12 protein-coding genes and 1 pseudogene are annotated in these 17,285 nt (G+C 63.1%); 2 read left to right on the top strand and 11 right to left on the bottom strand.

The window, feature by feature from the left end; genetic code table 11:
* Positions 1-508 precede the first annotated feature (508 nt).
* The 7 genes from gmtX to AB1I47_RS31245 form a co-directional block, all read right to left on the bottom strand.
* Positions 509-1,174, bottom strand: a complete 666-nt coding sequence (gmtX, locus tag AB1I47_RS31275) for a gamma-mobile-trio protein GmtX (RefSeq protein WP_354687538.1) — start codon at positions 1,172-1,174, stop codon at positions 509-511.
* The gene (gmtZ, locus tag AB1I47_RS31270) at positions 1,171-3,804 is read right to left on the bottom strand and encodes a gamma-mobile-trio integrase GmtZ (RefSeq protein WP_354687537.1); all 2,634 of its coding nucleotides are present in this window, start codon (positions 3,802-3,804) and stop codon (positions 1,171-1,173) included. The genes gmtX and gmtZ overlap by 4 nt, the downstream gene beginning before the upstream one ends.
* Positions 3,805-3,838: 34 nt before the next feature.
* Positions 3,839-5,212, bottom strand: a complete 1,374-nt coding sequence (gmtY, locus tag AB1I47_RS31265; protein ID WP_354687536.1) for a gamma-mobile-trio recombinase GmtY — start codon at positions 5,210-5,212, stop codon at positions 3,839-3,841.
* Positions 5,212-7,416 (bottom strand): AAA family ATPase, encoded by a 2,205-nt coding sequence (locus tag AB1I47_RS31260; protein ID WP_354687535.1) that lies wholly within the window; start codon positions 7,414-7,416, stop codon positions 5,212-5,214. The genes gmtY and AB1I47_RS31260 overlap by 1 nt, the downstream gene beginning before the upstream one ends.
* Positions 7,413-7,835 carry a VPA1267 family protein gene (locus AB1I47_RS31255; RefSeq protein ID WP_354687534.1) on the bottom strand — a complete coding sequence of 141 codons (423 nt, stop codon included), beginning with the start codon at positions 7,833-7,835 and terminating at the stop codon, positions 7,413-7,415. The genes AB1I47_RS31260 and AB1I47_RS31255 overlap by 4 nt, the downstream gene beginning before the upstream one ends.
* Before the next feature lie 566 nt (positions 7,836-8,401).
* A complete protein-coding gene (locus tag AB1I47_RS31250) occupies positions 8,402-9,841 on the bottom strand; it encodes a hypothetical protein (protein WP_354687533.1) in 1,440 nt (479 codons plus the stop codon).
* Position 9,842: 1 nt separating this feature from the next.
* Positions 9,843-10,604, bottom strand: a complete 762-nt coding sequence (locus AB1I47_RS31245; protein WP_354687532.1) for an ATP-binding protein — start codon at positions 10,602-10,604, stop codon at positions 9,843-9,845.
* A 93-nt stretch (positions 10,605-10,697) separates the two neighbouring features.
* Here AB1I47_RS31245 and AB1I47_RS31240 point away from each other — a divergent pair, with 93 nt between their 5' ends.
* Positions 10,698-11,798 carry an IS5 family transposase gene (locus AB1I47_RS31240; protein ID WP_042876572.1) on the top strand — a complete coding sequence of 367 codons (1,101 nt, stop codon included), beginning with the start codon at positions 10,698-10,700 and terminating at the stop codon, positions 11,796-11,798.
* A gap of 92 nt (positions 11,799-11,890) precedes the next feature.
* Here AB1I47_RS31240 and AB1I47_RS31235 read toward each other — a convergent pair whose 3' ends face one another.
* Both AB1I47_RS31235 and AB1I47_RS31230 read right to left on the bottom strand, forming a co-directional pair.
* Complete coding sequence (locus AB1I47_RS31235) at positions 11,891-12,160, bottom strand: hypothetical protein (protein ID WP_354687531.1); 270 nt, start codon at positions 12,158-12,160, stop codon at positions 11,891-11,893.
* 3 nt (positions 12,161-12,163) lie between these two features.
* The gene (locus AB1I47_RS31230) at positions 12,164-14,203 is read right to left on the bottom strand and encodes a hypothetical protein (protein ID WP_354687530.1); all 2,040 of its coding nucleotides are present in this window, start codon (positions 14,201-14,203) and stop codon (positions 12,164-12,166) included.
* Positions 14,204-14,468: 265 nt separating this feature from the next.
* Between AB1I47_RS31230 and AB1I47_RS31225 the strand changes: the two genes are divergently transcribed.
* The gene (locus AB1I47_RS31225) at positions 14,469-15,698 is read left to right on the top strand and encodes a tyrosine-type recombinase/integrase (protein ID WP_354687529.1); all 1,230 of its coding nucleotides are present in this window, start codon (positions 14,469-14,471) and stop codon (positions 15,696-15,698) included.
* Between the two features lie 179 nt (positions 15,699-15,877).
* Here AB1I47_RS31225 and AB1I47_RS31220 read toward each other — a convergent pair.
* Positions 15,878-16,141: pseudogene (locus AB1I47_RS31220) on the bottom strand (integrase); the annotation flags it as partial.
* Between the two features lie 214 nt (positions 16,142-16,355).
* Positions 16,356-16,961, bottom strand: coding sequence for a ubiquinol-cytochrome c reductase iron-sulfur subunit (gene petA, locus AB1I47_RS31215; RefSeq protein WP_354687528.1), 606 nt, complete (start codon positions 16,959-16,961; stop codon positions 16,356-16,358).
* Positions 16,962-17,285: the final 324 nt, after the last annotated feature.

The following is a 17,285-nucleotide window of genomic DNA, read 5'->3' as shown; positions in this document are numbered from 1 at the left end:
CGGTGGCCATCGGGGTAAAAAGTGCCTTGTTATTAATAAATATTACTACGTAATACGCTAATTATCAAACTTTTTTGGCTTAACTTTAGACATAAGTCCGCTTATGTCAATGGATCTGCTATAGTGACGCAAATGGCATGTGCCCGTTGGTTAAACTAAATTTGTATCCATTTGACCTATACCCAAAGCATGCATAGTTCGTGAGTGAGTGACTGAATCTCCTTGGTGGGCAGTCACTTGGCCGGGCCGGCCCTGCGATGCATGCATACATCCCACAGGCATAGTTCAACGGGCGCTTGCGGCAAGTCAGGCCACCTTTTAGCCAATGCCAGGGTTCGTCGCATGTCGTCGCGCCGGCCGACGGCGCGACCCAGCGCTGCGGCGCTGGGCAAGCGACACATGCTCCTCTGAAACGGTTCCGGTACGCCGACGTCTGGGCCATCAAGGGAGGACTGGCGAAGGGTCCTCTCGATGTGCCGCCCGTGGAAGCCAGGGGCCCGCCGTTGTGTCAGCTCCCGAGGACCTTGCGGATGGCCGTGGCATAGCCCGGGTCAAAGACGGTGCGTCCCTTCTCGTTAACGATTTCCCCGTGCTCCAGTTCCCGCCAGCCCTGGTCGCGTAGGAACTGCGGGGCGACAGCCCGGCGCAGGGCCTGGCGTTCGGAGTCGGTCAGCTCCGACTCCGCGGTCAGCCCAGTCAGAGGCGTGGCGCAGCCCTGCGCGGCAACCACCTGGGCCCCCCGCGGACGTCGGTCGATAACCACCTTGGTGTTGGCCTTCAGTGTGTTGATCTGTGCCTTGAGCTTGTCGCGCTCGACGATGATGGACTGCATGAGCGAGCGGATGGCCGGATCCTCGATGCGCAGCAGGTACTCGTGGCTCGCCGGCACCTTGGTCGCCTTGGGCATCGCCGGTCCTGCGTAAACGGCCCAGGCCTCGATGAGCGTCCTGTAGTCTGCAGACTGGGCGTTGTAGAGAGCACGGCCCTTGAGCACGCCCGCGGCTTCGCACAGCTTGCCGATGCCTGCTGTCGAAAAGTCGCGCACGCCGGCCTGGTGTTGCCGGTGGCATATCCCGTGCACCGCCTTCAGGTTGCGCTGCCGCTGCGAGCGCCCGCCCTTGGCCAGCAGCGACTCCAGCACTGCATCGGGATGGACGGTGGCGGTCGGCATCATGGCAGCCCTCCGAGGCGCGCGATGTTCAGGGGCCGCGGCGACTGGGCTTGCGCCGGTAGCAGACCGTCGAGGTCGATGCCCAGGTAGTCGCTCAGGCGCTGGCCGGCGTCCATCAACTCGACGACCTGCCGCATACCGAGCGCCGGGTTATCGGGCCCCATCTGCCGGGCGAGCCGGCGCATGAAGGCGTTGCCCACCCGCAGCTGCTCCTTTTCGGCGAGGTGCATGAACAGGGGCGGCAGGCCGTCGCGGCAGAGGACAGTATCGAGAAGCTGGCTGCGCCGGATGACAGCCTTGCCCGGATTGAGGTCCGGATACAGTTCGGTGTCCTGGCACACCCCTGCGAGTTGGAGCAGTTCGGACTCGGTTTCCTCGAAGGCCACCTGCACGTCGACCACGGTGCCCACGGGCACGAGTTGCGCTCCACCGCCCTGCGGGACGTCCAGCAGGTTCTTGCAGCGCTCGATGAGTCGCCAGCAGGCCACCAAATCCTCGGCCAGATCGCTGAAGCGCTTCATGTCGGCTTCCCATACCCGTTCGGCTTGACGCAGGGCCGCTTGCTCGGTGAAGGGTCTGCCAACGGCCTCGGTTGCGGCCTTCTGGCGTCTGAGCTCGTGTCGCGCGCTCTCGTGTCTAAGGCACGCGTTGCGCGCCTCGTCGAAGTGGTAGGCGACGTTGTTGAAGTGCGCGGCCAGCGCTGGCAGGTGGTGAGGCTCCGTGACGAACCAACGGCAGCGCACGCAGTTGCGACTGCCACCAGGCACAGCGCTGAACTTCTTCTGACTTGGGGGGCCAATCAGCGGTCCACCGTTGTAGCAGCCACCCACCGCCCCATTGCCCTCTACCTCGCTGGTGTTGCCGCCAACCAGGCATAAGCCGTGGTGCATTGGCATCCAACCTGCGGCGTTGCGGCTGGCCGGGTGTGGCGGGATGACCACCGCAAGACTGGAAGGACTGTTGCAGACAGCCGTCTCCAAGAGATGCTCATACTCCGCATCGAGCAGGAAGGTCTGGATGGATGCCTCCTTACGCGCCTCTAAACGCCGCGCCGCGTCGTTTAGTACGTCGCGCACATGGCTCGCGCCAGGCTTGATGTAGTACAGCGTCATCAGCAGTCGGCTGTGCCCGACCAGCTTCTGCAACACCGGGAACGGCACTTGGCCTTCAAGCGCGAGTGCCGTCACGAGCGAGACTCGCAAGCTGTGCAGAGGGAAGAGGGTTGTCATTCCGCTGTTCTGTCCTGTGGAAGGAGGCAGAAGCTTGATGGGCGCTCCATTGGCGTGGGTTTCGTTCCGCGCAGCGAGGCGGCATTCAAGTCCCTCCAACAAAGCGAACCAGACGCGTTCCACGGCCCCTGCGGCAATAGGCAGGTGCGTATTTCCATCACGCTCTTCTGGCGTTCGGAACAGGAAGCAGGCGTCAGGGCAGCCAGCAAGCTGCACGTCGCTCTTCGCCGCTATATGACGGCGATCCAGTTCAGACCAGGGCGTGCGGCGCTGAATGGGGTTGTACTTGCGCTGCCAGTTGCGCAGCTTCTCCAACCAATAGAAGACGTCCTGGTGCAGCGGGCCGCCTGCAGGCCAAGGCAACAAATACCCCTTTTCAGAACCCGAGCGCGTCATGTCAGCTGTCTTGTTGGTGTTGACGTAGAGCACGGTTGCGACGCTGCCTGTATCGCCAGGCTGCCGGTTGCGGCGGAACACACCTTGCTGGAGTGGCTTGCGTTCGCTGCCCTGCACGAGATGGCGGCTGCGAGGATGCGTGTTGAGCTGCCAAGCACCAGACGGACCGGCATTGGCTGAGTCGTAGCGCCAAGTGTCGGCCTCGCCCGAGTCAAGCATGCGTACCTGGTAAGTCCGCAGCGGCAATATGAGCTTGACCAACAAGGCGACCCAGCGCACGGGGCTCCATATTTCCATTACAGGTCCCCCACCACGCTTGGTACGCTGTCGCACACGCCATACACAATCCGGGTCGCTTCGATCTACCTGGTCCTCGCTGACGCTGAACCAGTCAGGCGCGGCATATCCGCCCTGTCCGACTTCAACACCCAACGCGCTCTGTGCCCAGGTCCAGTCTCGGAAGTGGGGGCCTTGCGCGAGTATCTGTCGCAGTTCATCGACGTAGCCGTAGGGCAGTGGCGAATGCACGCTTTCGTCCAGCCTTACGAACTTTGATGTGGACCGTTTGGCGACTGGGTTGTGGAATGTCGGCAATATCCTGACATTCCCTTGATCATCCAGCTCGCTGAACTTGTGCTGCAGAACGAAGGTCAGGAAGGCGTGAATGTAATTGTTGTACGTCACACCTGGACGGGAGTCAGGGCAAGCCGTTGTATAGAAGTCGGGCAGGACGGTATCGCATGCAAGGAACAATGCCGGGTTCAGCGGCAGTCCCTGGCCGACGATGTATCGCTTCAGGAAGATCACCAAGGACCAGAGACGCACGTCTACTCCTCGCGTTTCACCCCTGAGCCATTCCACCGCCAGCAGGCGCCAAGCTTCCAATTGCGGGTATTCGCGGGCAACCCAGCCAAGGGTAGTGTCGTTGTCCTTCGTGACGCCGTACCTTCTTGTCGGCGACGCGGGCGCAGGGATGCCATCGATCTTCGGCGTGGATGACAGTTTCATGTTTGGTCTCCCTTCTGGTGCACGTCGATTTTGCTCACCCTGGCACTTGTATCTCGGCAGTGGAGCTAACAGCCGACAGCAATCGACCCGCTGCGGCAGCCAGTTCCGCCTGCATCTCTCGGCTGTTGACTTGCGTGTAGACCTCCTGGCTTTCCGGCGAGGCGTGGTGCATGAAGCGGCGGATGAATGCCCTGTCGATGCCCGCGTTCATCAAGCGCCGGCCATAGGCGTGCCGATGTCCATGCGGCGTAGTGCCCAAGGCCTTACCCACCTGCAAGCCGATACGCTTGCAGGCCGCGGCATGGGCCTTGTTGTACTGAGCCAGGCAATACCTCTCGCCCAGCGGCGAGCGGCGCAGGTTGATGAACGCGAAGGGGTGATCGCGATCCAGACATGCCACCTCTTCAAGGTAGCGGTGCCACAACTGCAGGAAAACTTCGCCGTACTGCGGCACGAACCAGTGAGCCTGCTTGTAGTATGGGCCGTCGTGCATGCCGCCTTTCCAGCCTGCGGCACGGCTGTCGAGCGTTTGCGTGCGTGGCACGAGGCCGAACTTCTCTGCCAGGTAGGCAGCACGGTTGCCCTTACGCGGATTGCCCAGGGCATCACGCCAGTCCTCAGGCGCGGCGCCTTGGCTCGGATGGTGGATCCGCACTAGGGCTTGCTGCTGGTTTGACGGATCAGGACATACGTCGCCGATGTAGAGGTGGAACGGTTCTGACTCTCTGAAGCCTGCTCCATGCAGCAACAGCGTGATGAGCATGCAACGGTAGTCGTGATGGCCCGCCACCATGAATCCCCTGGTTAGCAATTCCATGAAGCGGTCGTCCGGGAAGGCGGGCGGCTCGCGCTGGAACACCTGGGGCGTGCGCTGTGGACGTAGGCGGTACCCACGCGCATGCAGCGTGGCGTTGACGGCCCAGGTGTGGCCAAGGAACGAGCGGTCGCGGCGGTACTGGTAGGCCGCTTCGTCGCACAAGCGGTCGAACGCTGCGCCCGCGTAGCGCGGGTTGAGAGCGGCCGCTGCCGGGCGCATCTGGCCAAGCCACTCGAAGAAGTCGGTGAGGTGCGTGACGATGTGCTGGGCATCGACTGCCGAGCGCGCTGGCCATGCCAGCCCGCTGGGGTCCAGGCCATCGCGGCCGAAGGTGCCGGTGTAGAGGCGCTGGGCGAAGTTCTGGAACAGGCGGTAGCTGTCGCGCTCTGCTGGATTGCTGTGCAGGTATTCAAGGAACATGCGCACCGAACGCGAGACCTTACCCATCCACACGAGGCTGCGGTCGTGGCTGCGGGCCAGGAAGTAGTCCAGCAGCGGCTCCAGCACCCCGGCCGGCGTCAGCAGCACCGGCAGTTCGGTGTAAACGCTCGTGGCGTCGGTGTGCACCTGCGCCTTGGCGGTGACGAACATCAGGGCCTCTCCTCCAACAGTCCTGCCAAGGCGACATGTCGCCGGCTGGCGTGCGGCTCGGCCTCGGCAGCCCGGCGTGCCGCCTGCACGTCGCCCACCAATAGCACCTGCGTGGTGGCGCGGGTGATGGCGGTGTAGAGCATCGTCCGGTCGAGGTTGCGCGCGGCCCACACCGGGACGATGACGCGTGGGAACTGGCTGCCTTGCGCCTTGTGCACCGTCACGGCATAGCCGAGCTCCAGCGCGTCCAGCACCTCCTCGGTCACCGGCCTGCGCTCGCCGTCGTCCCACCGCACCCAGGCCAGCACAGTGCCGGCAAGCCGAGCCTCGGTGTCGGGCAGCGTATGCGGCGTCTCCTCGATGGCTTCAAGCCGTCCCAGGCTGCCATTCTGGATGCCCAGGTCCCATAGGTTGCGCGTGCACAGGACCGGGTCGCCCAGGCGCAGCCCGGAGTCCTCCACTCGTTGCCGCTCCTGACACCACACAAGCAGCGGCGGGGCATTGGTACCCAGGGCTTCTTGGCACAAGGCGTTGAGGACCTTGGCTGAAGCCGGCCCGCGCTCGCGCGTGAAAGTCAGTATCTGGGTGCGCTGCGGGTCCTGCCGGTAATGCTGCAGCACCGTCGCGGCGAGGTCAGCTTGCGCGCACGGCACAAAGGCCAGTGGCGCCTGCGGGTCGTCCGATATCGCGGGCCAGCCTCCCTCGCGCACGGCTTGCGCACCTTGGGCGATTTCGCCGCCGAAGCGGCGCACCTCGGTGAGCTCCACCCGGGGCACCCGGGTTACTGCTATAAGTGCATGCAGCGTGAGACCTGGCCCGACGGGTGGCAGCTGGAACGGATCGCCGATGAGCACGAGGCGGCAGGAAGTCGGAACCGCCTCCAGCAGCCGGTATGCCAGCAGCACGTCAAGCATGCTGGCCTCGTCAATAACCAGGACCGCGTCGTCCGGCACGCCTTCCCGCGCGACGTTGCGCAGGAACCCCGCAATCGTCATAGCCGGCCGGTGCGTTGTCTCGGCCATGCGCTTGGCAGCCCGGCCTGAAAGGGCCATGAGGTAGACGGTGCGTCCGCAACTGTCCAGCAGCCTGCCTACGGCCTTGAGCACTGTCGTCTTGCCTACGCCCGCGCCACCGGTGATGAGCGTCAGGGGGTGCCTGGCCGCCGCATGCACCGCAGCGCGCTGAGCGGCATTGAGGGCGAAGTCCGCCCGACCGGTGAATGCCGCATCTTCCTGCTCGAATCGCTCCAGCATCTGCGCCACTTCGCACGGCAAAGCCAGCGGCATCTCTACATCCAGTCGCCTGTTCAAGGCCGTGGCCACGCCGCGTTCGATGAGGTAGGGACCCTGCGCATGCAGCCGCCCCTCGCGTATGAGGACCACGCGGCTTTCGATGGCGAGATCCAGCGCCGCAGCCACCACGGTGGTGCCAACCAGGCGCCCAAGCGCCCTGACCACATCCGCGCGCTTGCAGCAGGTGTTGCCGTCGTCAAACGTGCCGTAGAGCACCGACTCCACAGCCGCCGTGAGGCGCCTGGGGTCGTTCAGGCCGAGTCCGAAGTGTTCGCGGGCCAGCTGGTCGGCGGCTGGCCAACTCATGCCGAAGGCCAGCAGCCGGTAGGGGTCGGCCGCGATGGCGGCGTGGGCTTCGGCCCCGTAGACCTCCAGTACCTTGTGCGACAGCCGCAGCTCCAACCCCGCACGTTGGAACCACCGCAGCGCATCGGCGTTGCCGTACGCCTGCCAGCCGGCGAGCAGCACGCCGGCCAGCTCGGTGCCCACTATGGCGGCCACGCTGGCTTGATCTGCCTGTTCCAGGCACTGGTAGAGCCGCTCCCCCAGCGCCTCCCATAACCGGCGTGCCTTGACCTCACCGATGCCCGGGAACGCCGGACTGGTGGCCAGCAGCTGCACGATGTGCTCGCCCGAGGGGCGAAGCAACTCGGCCGCCTGCGCAACGAGCCGATGCTCCAGCACCTGGAAGCCGTCCACGACGTACTGCACAGGCTTCGCGTCGCCTACCACCCGCCACCACTGGCCTTGCTGCACCTCAGCGGGCGTGCGCCGCGCCGGGAAGATGACGGCATAGCGCGGAGCGTCCGGTATGGCTTGCCCATTGGCGTCGATTGCCAGCGCGGTTGCAGTTGCGCTGCCCTGGCAGCGGTGGCGGACGCGCTGCACGCGCAGCGTCAAGGCGGTGGTCATCGGGCCAAACGCCCGGTCTCGGCCAGTAGGGCCTCGCGCGCTTCGTAGCGCTTGAGGCGCTGCCGCAAATCAGCCAGCTCGACCCGCATGGCGGAGTTCTCGGCTTCGAGACGCTTGAGCCGTTCTGCATCGCTGGCCGCTTGCAGCTGCCCCTTGGCCCGCAACGGCAAGGCCGTGCCCGGCTCTACCACTTGGGACAGCACGCCAGTCGCGCGCAGCCGCTCCTCCAGTTGCAGCAGTGCTGCCTTGACGCGTGGGTTTTGCGTGAGCACGGAGCGACTGAAGTTGCACTCACGGCAAATCTCACCGCGGTTCAGGCGCCCTTGGCTTGCGAGCTCGTGGAAGTCGCTGTCGCTCCTTGTACTGGCCCAGGTCAGGAAAACCTTGAAATTCTCTTCAGCCCGTTCCTGACCGTTCATGTCCAGCTCCTGCTACATGCGATGCAAGCAACAGGTATAGCTTTACAAAGCTGGAAGGCAAGGAAATGCCCCTTTAGCAGGGGACTCAGACGCGATTCAGGCCTGGAGTGGCCAAACTATGCAATCTGGTTGGGTGGAACTTTCCATTTTGAAACTAATTTTGTTCCTAGCCCCCTGGAGCAAAATCGTCGTGCAGCCGCGCCCACCAGAGGTGCACCGCCCTCCTGCTGTTCAACTATGCGCAGCGACGGCGAGCCAAGCACCACACCGGCCGACGCAATGTGCGTCAGCCATGATGACCGCGCACACGCCCCATCACCTGGATGCAAACATCGCTGGTCGCTCTCGACCGCCGTGATGATGCCGGCTACGTTCGACCGTCAGTTGCAAACGAATACCCGACGCGCCCGGCAGTTCACTGAGGCTTTCGGTCAGCGCAAAGCCTCGCGGCGATCTGGCTGAGCGCGGGGCTGCCATCGTCTTGACTTACCTTGGCGCCCCTTTCGTGCGGCGCCCGATTGCCCAATGGCGGCCCGATCCGTGCCGAGCTCGTGCCCAACGTCGGCTCAGAACGGAGTCGTCTGCGACGCGGACCCGTCTGCCTGCGTCCACCTGATCAGCAACAGCCCGTCGTCGGTTTCGCACAGGCGGACGCAAGATTTGGAATCGTCGCGCTCAAGCGGATCGACACCCCGATCGATGTCATCCAGCCAAGTGGTCAACGCGTCGAACGTCAGCTCGATTTCCCACGCGACCGCCATCTCGAGCACTGCGGTTAGCGTCGACTCCCGGACCCACTCGCAGCAGGTCCAGACGTCCTGATCGGCATATAGGTAACCCGCCGGCGCTACCGCTGCATCCCGTGTATAGCGGATGAGGCCCAAGTCGCGCATCGCGTGAGAAACGCTGCAGAAGCGCTGCCGTTCCTGCTCCGCCTGCCGATTGGAGAGCGCCAGGTCCGAACGGCCCCAGCCGAGTTGAAGTTCGTTGAGCGCGATATCGTATGGGCAGATCAGGCCCCAGCGGGGCCCCTCCTCTGGGTGCACGTTGACCCAGCGGGAGAGCCATCCCGCCTTGGTCAGCCTCCACCGACAGCGACAGGTGCCATGGCGAGTCTGCCGGTCCTGCATGGCATGCAGGCGCGTGACAAACGAAGACGGATTCGCCGAAGCGGCGTTGATGCGTATATAGAAGTGAAGAACTTCGGCAAAGCTGAGGTGGCACAACCTGAGGCGGCCGAGCTGGATTTTCGCTTGCCGCGCAAACGCGTGGCTTTCCAGACTCCACCGATCACCGGCTTCGGTCAGGAGCGGCTCGATGTCCTCGGGCGGGGGCTCAAGCGTGCGCAGCTGACCGAACGCTTGGTCGAAGGAGACGGCCCCCGGCATGCCATCGTTGCCCGACGACCAGATCTCGCCGAGCGACATGCGCGCGGCAGCGACGCTCGCCCGTGCGACCCAGCCGGCGAGCGACGCAACACGCCCCTGCTCTCGGGCGGGAAAGCCGGCATCAATGCCGTGCGGCCACGTCCTGCAGCGTTGCCGCATCACGAACTCCAACGCGCCCACGCGCTGCGACACGAGGCTGGCGGTGTGCTCCTGCGCCCACGTCGTTTTCAGCTCGCTCAGGTGAAATGGGCACCGCGAAAGCCACCCAAGCTGATGCAGGTAGCTGTGGTAGCCGTGCTGCACACAGGTCTCGCAATAGCGGATGGCACCTCGCTCGCGACTATCGGGAGGTGGGCCATAACGGCCGACATCGATGAAGCGTATGGAAGGCGAGAAAACGTCTTCGACAAGCGGCGCGGTCTCACCGAGCACGGACGCCAGGCGCCTGATTTCGTCGATCGGAAGCGGCGTGTTGCTATCGGGCTCCACACTCAAAAACTTCGCGCATTTTCGGACGTTGACGCCATTCAGTGCGCAGAAGCGGGCGACGAACGACAGCCTCGACTCGTACGGACGGAGGTTTCCCGGCCACCAGTTCACCGATGGGTAGGCCGCCATGTCAACTACCCGTCGAGATGATCCTCATGTGGTCCGGGAAGTTCGCTTTTGCGAATTCCTGCAACCAGTTCTCGTAAGACGTCACGTCAACCCAGTCTCCGCCATGCGCCAGCTGGAAAAGCATCGCCTCGGTTGCCCTGGCGATATGCTGCATCGGGAACTCGAGATGACGGCGCGCAGATTCGGGCGAGAGTTCCACCAGCGCTTTCCACACCAGCGCGGCACAGTCTGCAAGGCGGTGCCCTGCCGCGAATTGAACCGGCGCGAAATACTTCAGGTATGAAACGCCGCTGCCCGGTGGCCATTCCGAGTCGATATCGTAGCCGTTGAGCACGTATGCGATTTCTTCCGGCGAACGCAGCCCATGAAATCGCGCATGCGCGGCCATAAAACGTGCTGCCAGGTGAGCGTTGCCGGTGATCGCCATATACTCGTGACGATAGTTCAGCTGGTGCGAGCCGACGGAAAACACGCTCAGCAGGTAGCCCTCGTAATCAAGGTCATTCTGAAGACCGAGCAACCACTTCCACTCCCGGAACGTCAAATCCTGCGCTTCGTCGATGGTCAGTACTACATAATTACGCTGCGCGTTGTTCGCAATGGCGATGAAGCGTTGCCTGCACAGGTGGATCCCTTCCGCTCTTTTCGGTGGTTTCGCCGGGTTGGCGAATTCGAAGTTCGAGGCGAGTAACAGCTGATGCCAGAATCCTGCTTCGCTTGTCTGGCTGTCCGGACGGCGATTCCACACCACCAGCGGTACCACGGCGTTAACAGGCCGCTGAAATACCTCCAGCGGACGTCAGCGCGGGGACTGGCTGAGGCGTTGATCTGAGGAGTCCATCCAACCCAAGATTTCATGCGCGGCGCAGACACCTTCACGGAGAGCTTGTTCACTATGCGGCGGCTGGATGATTTCGTGCCGAAGTCCCATCCGCTGCGCTCGATCCGCACCATGGCCAATCAGGCGCTAGCGAAGATGGACCGGTTGTTCGCGCAGATGTATGAAGCCGATATCAAGGGCGGCCGGCCCAGCATCGCGCCGGAGAAGTTGCTGCGGGCCATGCTGCTGCAGGTGCTCTACAGCGTCCGGTCAGAGCGTCAGCTCATGGAGCAGACGCAGTACAACCTGCTGTTTCGCTGGTTCATTGGCTTGGCCATGGATGATGTGGTCTGGGTGCCCACCGTGTTCAGCAAGAACCGCGAACGGCTGATCCAACACGACGCGGTAATCGAGTTCTTCAATGAAGTGTTGGCCATCGCGCAGAAGAAGGACTGGCTGTCGGGCGAACACTTCAGCGTGGACGGCACGCTGATTCAGGCGTGGGCAGGCCACAAGAGCTTCGTGCCCAAAGACGGCGGCGACAATGACGATAACGACGGCGCTAACTTCAAGGGGCGCAAGCGCGGTAACGAGACGCACGAGTCCAAGACCGATCCCGATGCCAGGCTCTATCGCAAAGGCAAGACCGCCAGTGAGTTGCGCTACATGGGCCATACGCTGAGCGACAATCGCCACGGCCTGGTGGTCAGCGCCATGGTGACCAATGCTGACGGATACGCCGAGCGCGAGGCCGCGAAGGTCATGCTCAACGATGCCAGGCAGGTGGCTGAGGACCTCGATTTGGAAGTCACCGTGGGCGCGGACAAGGGCTACGACGCGGAGGAGTTCATTCAAGCTTGCCTGGAGATGAAGGTGACGCCGCATGTCGCACAAAACACCTCGGGGCGGCGCTCGGCCGTCCCTGATGCCATCGCACGCAGCGAGGGTTATGCCATCTCGCAGCAGAAGCGCAAGCTGATTGAACAAGGTTTTGGATGGGCCAAGACCGTTGGGCGCATGCGTCAGGTGATGGTGCGCGGACGGAAGAAGGTCGACCAGATGTTCGTGTTGAGCATGGCCGCCTACAACCTCGTACGTATGCGTTCCCTGGGACAAATCCGTCCGCTGTCGCAGTAATCGCGGAAATGAGGCTGGAAATGGGCGTCAAATCACCGAAAAAATCGATGAAGTGACGCCAGGTTCCCGGATTGTGAAAAATGGCGAGCCCTTCAGCCTTGTAGGAAGAAACTTCGCCTTTTGTGCGGTGAGTACTTCAGCAGCCTGTTAAGGCGTTCCTGCAGCACCTGAGCGACGTACCATTGCACGCAGCGAGACTTGCCCAGCCGGGATGCACCATATATATAGCCGCCGGGGCGCTGCTGGTCGATCCATTCGCCGAGCTGTTCAATCATCTCGTGCATGGGCGGCGTATATACTGCGTACTGCTTCGTCACGATGCAGTGTCGCGGATCGATGCGCTCGGGCAGAGGGAATCGCATGACCTACCCCGATTGCGCCATTCGACGTGGCGGGAGCATGGAGCCCGGAGTCGCAGGCTCAGTTTTGATAGCCACGTTAGGTCGCGCTGGCTTGTTGCTGGTGCCACCGTTGCGCGAACCTCTGCTGTCCTTCTGTTTGGCACGATCCATCGCAGCGTCCAGCATGGCAGCGCCGATCGACGGATCCGCTGCAGCAACCAGAATGCGTCGCGCTTCGAGGTAGGCCGGATGGACGGGTAAGCGTTTGTGCGCTTGACTCTCCACAAAGCGCATGAAGATTTCAATGGCGTCTGCGCCCGCTGGGATAATCAGTTGTCCGTGCGAGCAGGCCTGAGAGATTGCAGCGCGAACGGCAAGACTATGTGGTGAAATGTTCCAGGGCGGCGCTGCCCGCAGTACACCGAGTGAGATGCCGTCAAGCGTGGAGGCGAGCGCTACCCGGCAATCATCCTCCTTGTGACAGACCACCCAGATCTCGGATCCCACCAGGTCGTGCCGGTTGTGCAGCACCTCGTTGGTGTAGCGGCCGTAATAGAACTCCACGTACGGGGCGCGCCCACTCGCTGCTCCGCCGCGCACGATGCAGCGCTTGCGGATGCTGAATAGCGCTTCCACAACGGCGGGATCGACTCGGCGGAAGCTCTGCTGGGCGTGGTGGTACAGGAAGTTCGCGTATGCGAGCGGCGTGCGGTTGCCAATCCCGCTGTGCGGTGTTGCGTTGTAATTGGCGATGAGCACGTCCAGCAGCTCTTCCGCATATTCGTACTGGAATCGGCTTGCCAGCGCAACGTCTTCCGGCTTCCGGCCCTTACGGTCCTGAGGCTTGGCGCCGGTGGTGTTGGAAAGACGCTGAAAGCCCTTCCCCGCCAGATTTCGGAAAAACGCCTCGATGAAGGGCCGGTCGTCCTTGCTTCGACGTTTCGAGAACGAGGTTTTCGGCTCAAGCAGCGTCGCGCGAACCGTATCGCGCAACGCGTCGCGCACGTGCTGACAGGTCTCGGCAAGGGCACCGTCTACGCTGGTCTCATCCCAGCACAGTCCGACGAAATCGTCACCCAGCACCGACAGAAGCCCGGCATCGGGCAGATACGCCTTGTCGCTGAAGCTTACCGGACGCGCACACCATTTTCCCAATGCCCGCTTCAGCGCGCGCAGGACATCATCCTTCGAGACTTCCCGTCTCATGCTGAAGTAGTAGCCGAGCACCGCGCGCGACATCACTTCAAGTATCACGATGACCCAGAGACGATGAACGATCTTCTCCCGAAAGCCGCCTCCCATCAGAGGAAGCGACACGCAGAAACGTCCGTCTAGCTTGTGCGCATCCATCTCGACGCGCTGCATGAACTTCTGAACCGGCCGTCCGGTTCCGTCCCCTGTCTTCAGCTTTGACACCAGGTCTGGACCGCCGCTCGCCGCCGCCAGCGCTCGTGGGTTGGCCGACAACACCCTGTCGATAAACCGGCCAATCGAGACGTATCCCAGGGTCGCCGTGTTGAACGGCCACTCGTTTCGCTGTTCACATCCAAGTTCGCGGAGCTGGTCGAGAAGCCACCCGCAGTGACGTCTTTTCGACTGCCGGGTTTCGACCAGCCGCTTGCCTGTTGCGCTCGCGAGAATACGCGCTTCGAATGCCTGGCGAAGCTCCGGCTGCGCATCAAGGAGCGCCTGCAGGGCACCAACGGCGCCGCCGCCGAACTGACTGACATGGATCTTCCGATGGCGCCGGTAGTGCTTGATCCGGGTCCACGGAACCAGCCCGCGCCAGCCGTAGGGCCGCCCGTCCGGATGCGTTTCGAGGCAACGTTCGCGGATCAGTCGATAAGCCTGTTTTGCGCCAAGTGAGGTGAGACGCTTGATGGTGTCGGCCGTCGCGCCGGAAAGGTACAGCGAGACCGCCTGCTTTCTCGCAAAATACAACGCGCGCCGTTCTCCTTCGAGCGCCCCTTCATCCGGGCTTGCCCAGAGCGAGGTGTCGATGGCTCTCCTGCCGATTGTGCGGCGGGAGCAATGACAGCTGTCGTCAGCGTCGCGGACTTCCATGGAGGTTCCAGAACAAATGGCCACCTTCGCCTATGGCCCGATCGCTATGAACCATAGGGCACTATCGCGGGACTGCAAGGCAAGGAAGCGCCGGAACGTGGGCAAGGATACAATATTAGTTTAACGGTCGGCCGAAGGAACAATTTGTCTTTAAGCTTTTTAAACTAATTTTGTTACTCGACCCTCTGGTTGCCCTTATTTTCCGTGTCCATGACGGGAACAAAATTAGTTTCACTGACGCATGTGCTCCGGCCGATACCCGCTCATGGAACCGCTCCCGATCAAACCGCTGGAAAGCCTGGCGGCCCCGCTGCCCACCCCGCTCGAACGCCTGCAGCTGCCGGCCGGACTCTCCGGCGCCGCCGGCAGCAACCGCGCGCGCGCCACCGCCACCCGCATCGCCGCGGCCGACGACTTCGCTGCCGTCACCGCCTGGCTCGCGCGCTATGCCGACAGCGCGGCGACGCTCGCCGCCTACCGCCGAGAGGTCGAGCGACTGCTGCTGTGGGCCGTGCTGCAGCTGGGCAAGCCGCTGTCGTCGCTGACGCACGAGGATCTGCTGGCCTACGAACGCTTCCTCGCCGACCCGCAACCGGCCGCGCGCTGGGTGATGGCGTCGCGCAAGAAGCTCGCGCGTGGCGCGCCAGGGTGGCGGCCGTTTGCCGGGCCGCTGTCGCCGGCGAGCGTGCGCCATGCGCTGGTGATCCTGAATGCGCTGTTCGCCTGGCTGGTCGACGCCCGCTATCTGGCCGGCAATCCACTCGCCCTGGCGCGCCGGCGGCGCGCGCCGACCAAGCCGCGCATCACGCGCTACCTCAGTCACGAGCTGTGGCAGGCGGTCAAGGACACGGTCGCGGCCATGCCCACCGAAACCGCGCGCGAGCGGCTGCATGCGGCGCGCTGCCGCTGGCTCCTGACGGTGCTCTACCTGGGCGGCTTGCGCGCGGCCGAGGTCACTGGCACGGCGATGGGGGCGTTTTTCTGCCGGCGCGATGCCCACGGCATCGAGCGCTGGTGGCTCGAGGTCACCGGCAAGGGCAACCGGACCCGGCTGGTGCCGGCCACCGACGAGCTGATTGCCGAACTGGCGCGCTACCGCCGCGCCCATGGGCTCGCGCCGACCCCGCAGCCCGGCGAGACGCGGCCGCTGCTGCTGCCGGTGATCGGACGCGAGGGTCACGAGAACCGTGACAAGGGCCTGTCACGTGGCGCGCTGCACCTGATCCTGAAAGAGGTGTTCGGCCTGGCGGCCACGCGCCTGCGCGCGCGCGGGCCCGAATGGGAAGCGCAGGCGGCGTTGCTGGCCAGCGCCTCGGCCCACTGGCTGCGCCATACCGCGGGCTCGCATATGACCGACCAGCAGGTGGATCTGCGGTTCGTGCGGGACAATTTCGGGCACGCTTCCATCTCCACCACCAGTGCCTACCTGCACACCGAAGACGATGCACGGCATGAGGCCACGCAGGACCGCCACCGGATTGGGTGGACGCGTTAGGGCGCCCCCGTCCTCCTGCTAACCGCTCATTTATGTTTGGGCCTAATTCTGGCGATTAATTGCATTTCGTTGCCACGTCTTAGGGGTCTGACCAAGATAAAGGCAAATTTCTATCATAAGCCTTGCGGTTATGAAAACCCCTCCTCTTATTCTGAGGTGGAATAAGCAGCTCAGGCGACGCCCTTGGCCAGGGCATGCGTCGCATGGGTATGTCTCATCCAGTGGGTAGCGCGGCGGAGCTTTTCGGCCAGCGGCGGGTGGTCGCTGGCCAGGCTATCCGCGGCCAGCCTGAAGAACCGGCGCATAACTTCCCATTGGCGTAGCGCCGTGATGCCGCCTTGGGCATCATTGCCGCCGTTCAGGCTGCCGACCAGGGCCGCGGCCGAATCCCAGCGTGCGCGGCTGATCGGTAAGCCGCGCTCCTGCAGATAGCGATCGAGCGCGAACAACTCGGCCACGATGCCTTGTTGCCCCTCGAATCTGGCCTGGGACTGCGCCAGGGCCAGCTCAAGCCCCGTGAGGCCGGGCGAGCTTTCGTTCGAGCTCTCCCAGCAACTCCGATGGAACGATGGAACAATGGCGATGACGCACTGTGCTCATGGACGGTTTCCTTGACAACTGAGGCACTACCAGAAGAGTGTTCTCAGGATGACGAAATCATCCGGCCCCGGAGCGATCCCTGCCGACCACCAGCCTTGTCTCGCCCAAGTACTCGTATGGGGGCACCTCCAGATTGACCGGCGCCGGAACACTCTTGAAGACGCGCCCAGCCAGATCGAATTTGGAGCCATGACAGGGGCAGAAGAAGCCGCCTGGCCAGCGCTCCCCCAAATCCGCGGCCCCCACGTCTGGCCGAAAGGTGGGCACGCAGCCCAGATGGGTGCAAATACCCACGGCCACAAAGAACTCTGGCCGGATCGAGCGAGTCCGATTGGCGGCATAGGGGGGCTGCTGGGCCTGCCGGGATTGTGGATCGGCCAACAGGTCGTCATGCTTTCCGAGCCCTTCCAACATGGCGCTGGTCCGATGCAAGATCCATACGGGCTTGCCCCGCCATGCGACGGTGGCGAGCGTGCCCGCCTCCACCGTATCGAGACTGACGTCCACAGGCGCGCCTCGCGACCTGGCAGCATTGCTCGGCGCCATACTCTGCACAAACGGGAGCGTGGCACCGACGATCCCTATCCCGCCGAGGGTAGTGGTGGCCCGCAGAAGCAACCTGCGCTGGCGTAAGTCTTGTGGAACTGCGACTGAATCATCCATGGCAGTTACCTCCAATCCAGGACATTGGCGTCTACCAAGCGGCGCGCCGGTCCAAATGGTTCGTCAACCGAGGGCGCCAAAGAACCGCTTCCACTGGCCACGGCCAGGAATCTACGTAGATGGCCACACGTCAACTCTACACCACGAGACAAGGAGAACGAGGCTACGCACATCTGACCAGGCGATTACATTGCGGTAATAATCCGCTCAAATTGCCTCATATCTTACTAGTACAACATCCCCTAAATAGGTTTAATAATTATCGGGCTGCAAATACGGCTGCAGGAGCGCGACGACCACCTGGGCCATCTCATCGAGCGAGCC

Origin of the sequence: Cupriavidus necator, from assembly GCF_040578825.1 — a bacterium.
Taxonomy (GTDB): Bacteria; Pseudomonadota; Gammaproteobacteria; order Burkholderiales; family Burkholderiaceae; genus Cupriavidus; species Cupriavidus necator_E.
The sequence above is the reverse complement of the archived record's forward strand: the minus strand, read 5'-3'. Positions and strand labels throughout refer to the sequence as shown.

Coding starts and splice junctions, on each gene's coding strand:
- gmtY (WP_354687536.1), bottom strand. CDS start 5,212: ATGTTCGTCACCGCCAAGGCGCAGGTGCACACCGACGCCACGAGCGTT.
- gmtZ (WP_354687537.1), bottom strand. CDS start 3,804: ATGAAACTGTCATCCACGCCGAAGATCGATGGCATCCCTGCGCCCGCG.
- AB1I47_RS31230 (WP_354687530.1), bottom strand. CDS start 14,203: ATGGAAGTCCGCGACGCTGACGACAGCTGTCATTGCTCCCGCCGCACA.
- AB1I47_RS31250 (WP_354687533.1), bottom strand. CDS start 9,841: ATGGCGGCCTACCCATCGGTGAACTGGTGGCCGGGAAACCTCCGTCCG.
- AB1I47_RS31260 (WP_354687535.1), bottom strand. CDS start 7,416: ATGACCACCGCCTTGACGCTGCGCGTGCAGCGCGTCCGCCACCGCTGC.
- gmtX (WP_354687538.1), bottom strand. CDS start 1,174: ATGATGCCGACCGCCACCGTCCATCCCGATGCAGTGCTGGAGTCGCTG.
- AB1I47_RS31225 (WP_354687529.1), top strand. CDS start 14,469: ATGGAACCGCTCCCGATCAAACCGCTGGAAAGCCTGGCGGCCCCGCTG.
- AB1I47_RS31255 (WP_354687534.1), bottom strand. CDS start 7,835: ATGAACGGTCAGGAACGGGCTGAAGAGAATTTCAAGGTTTTCCTGACC.
- AB1I47_RS31235 (WP_354687531.1), bottom strand. CDS start 12,160: ATGCGATTCCCTCTGCCCGAGCGCATCGATCCGCGACACTGCATCGTG.
- petA (WP_354687528.1), bottom strand. CDS start 16,961: ATGGATGATTCAGTCGCAGTTCCACAAGACTTACGCCAGCGCAGGTTG.
- AB1I47_RS31240 (WP_042876572.1), top strand. CDS start 10,698: ATGCGCGGCGCAGACACCTTCACGGAGAGCTTGTTCACTATGCGGCGG.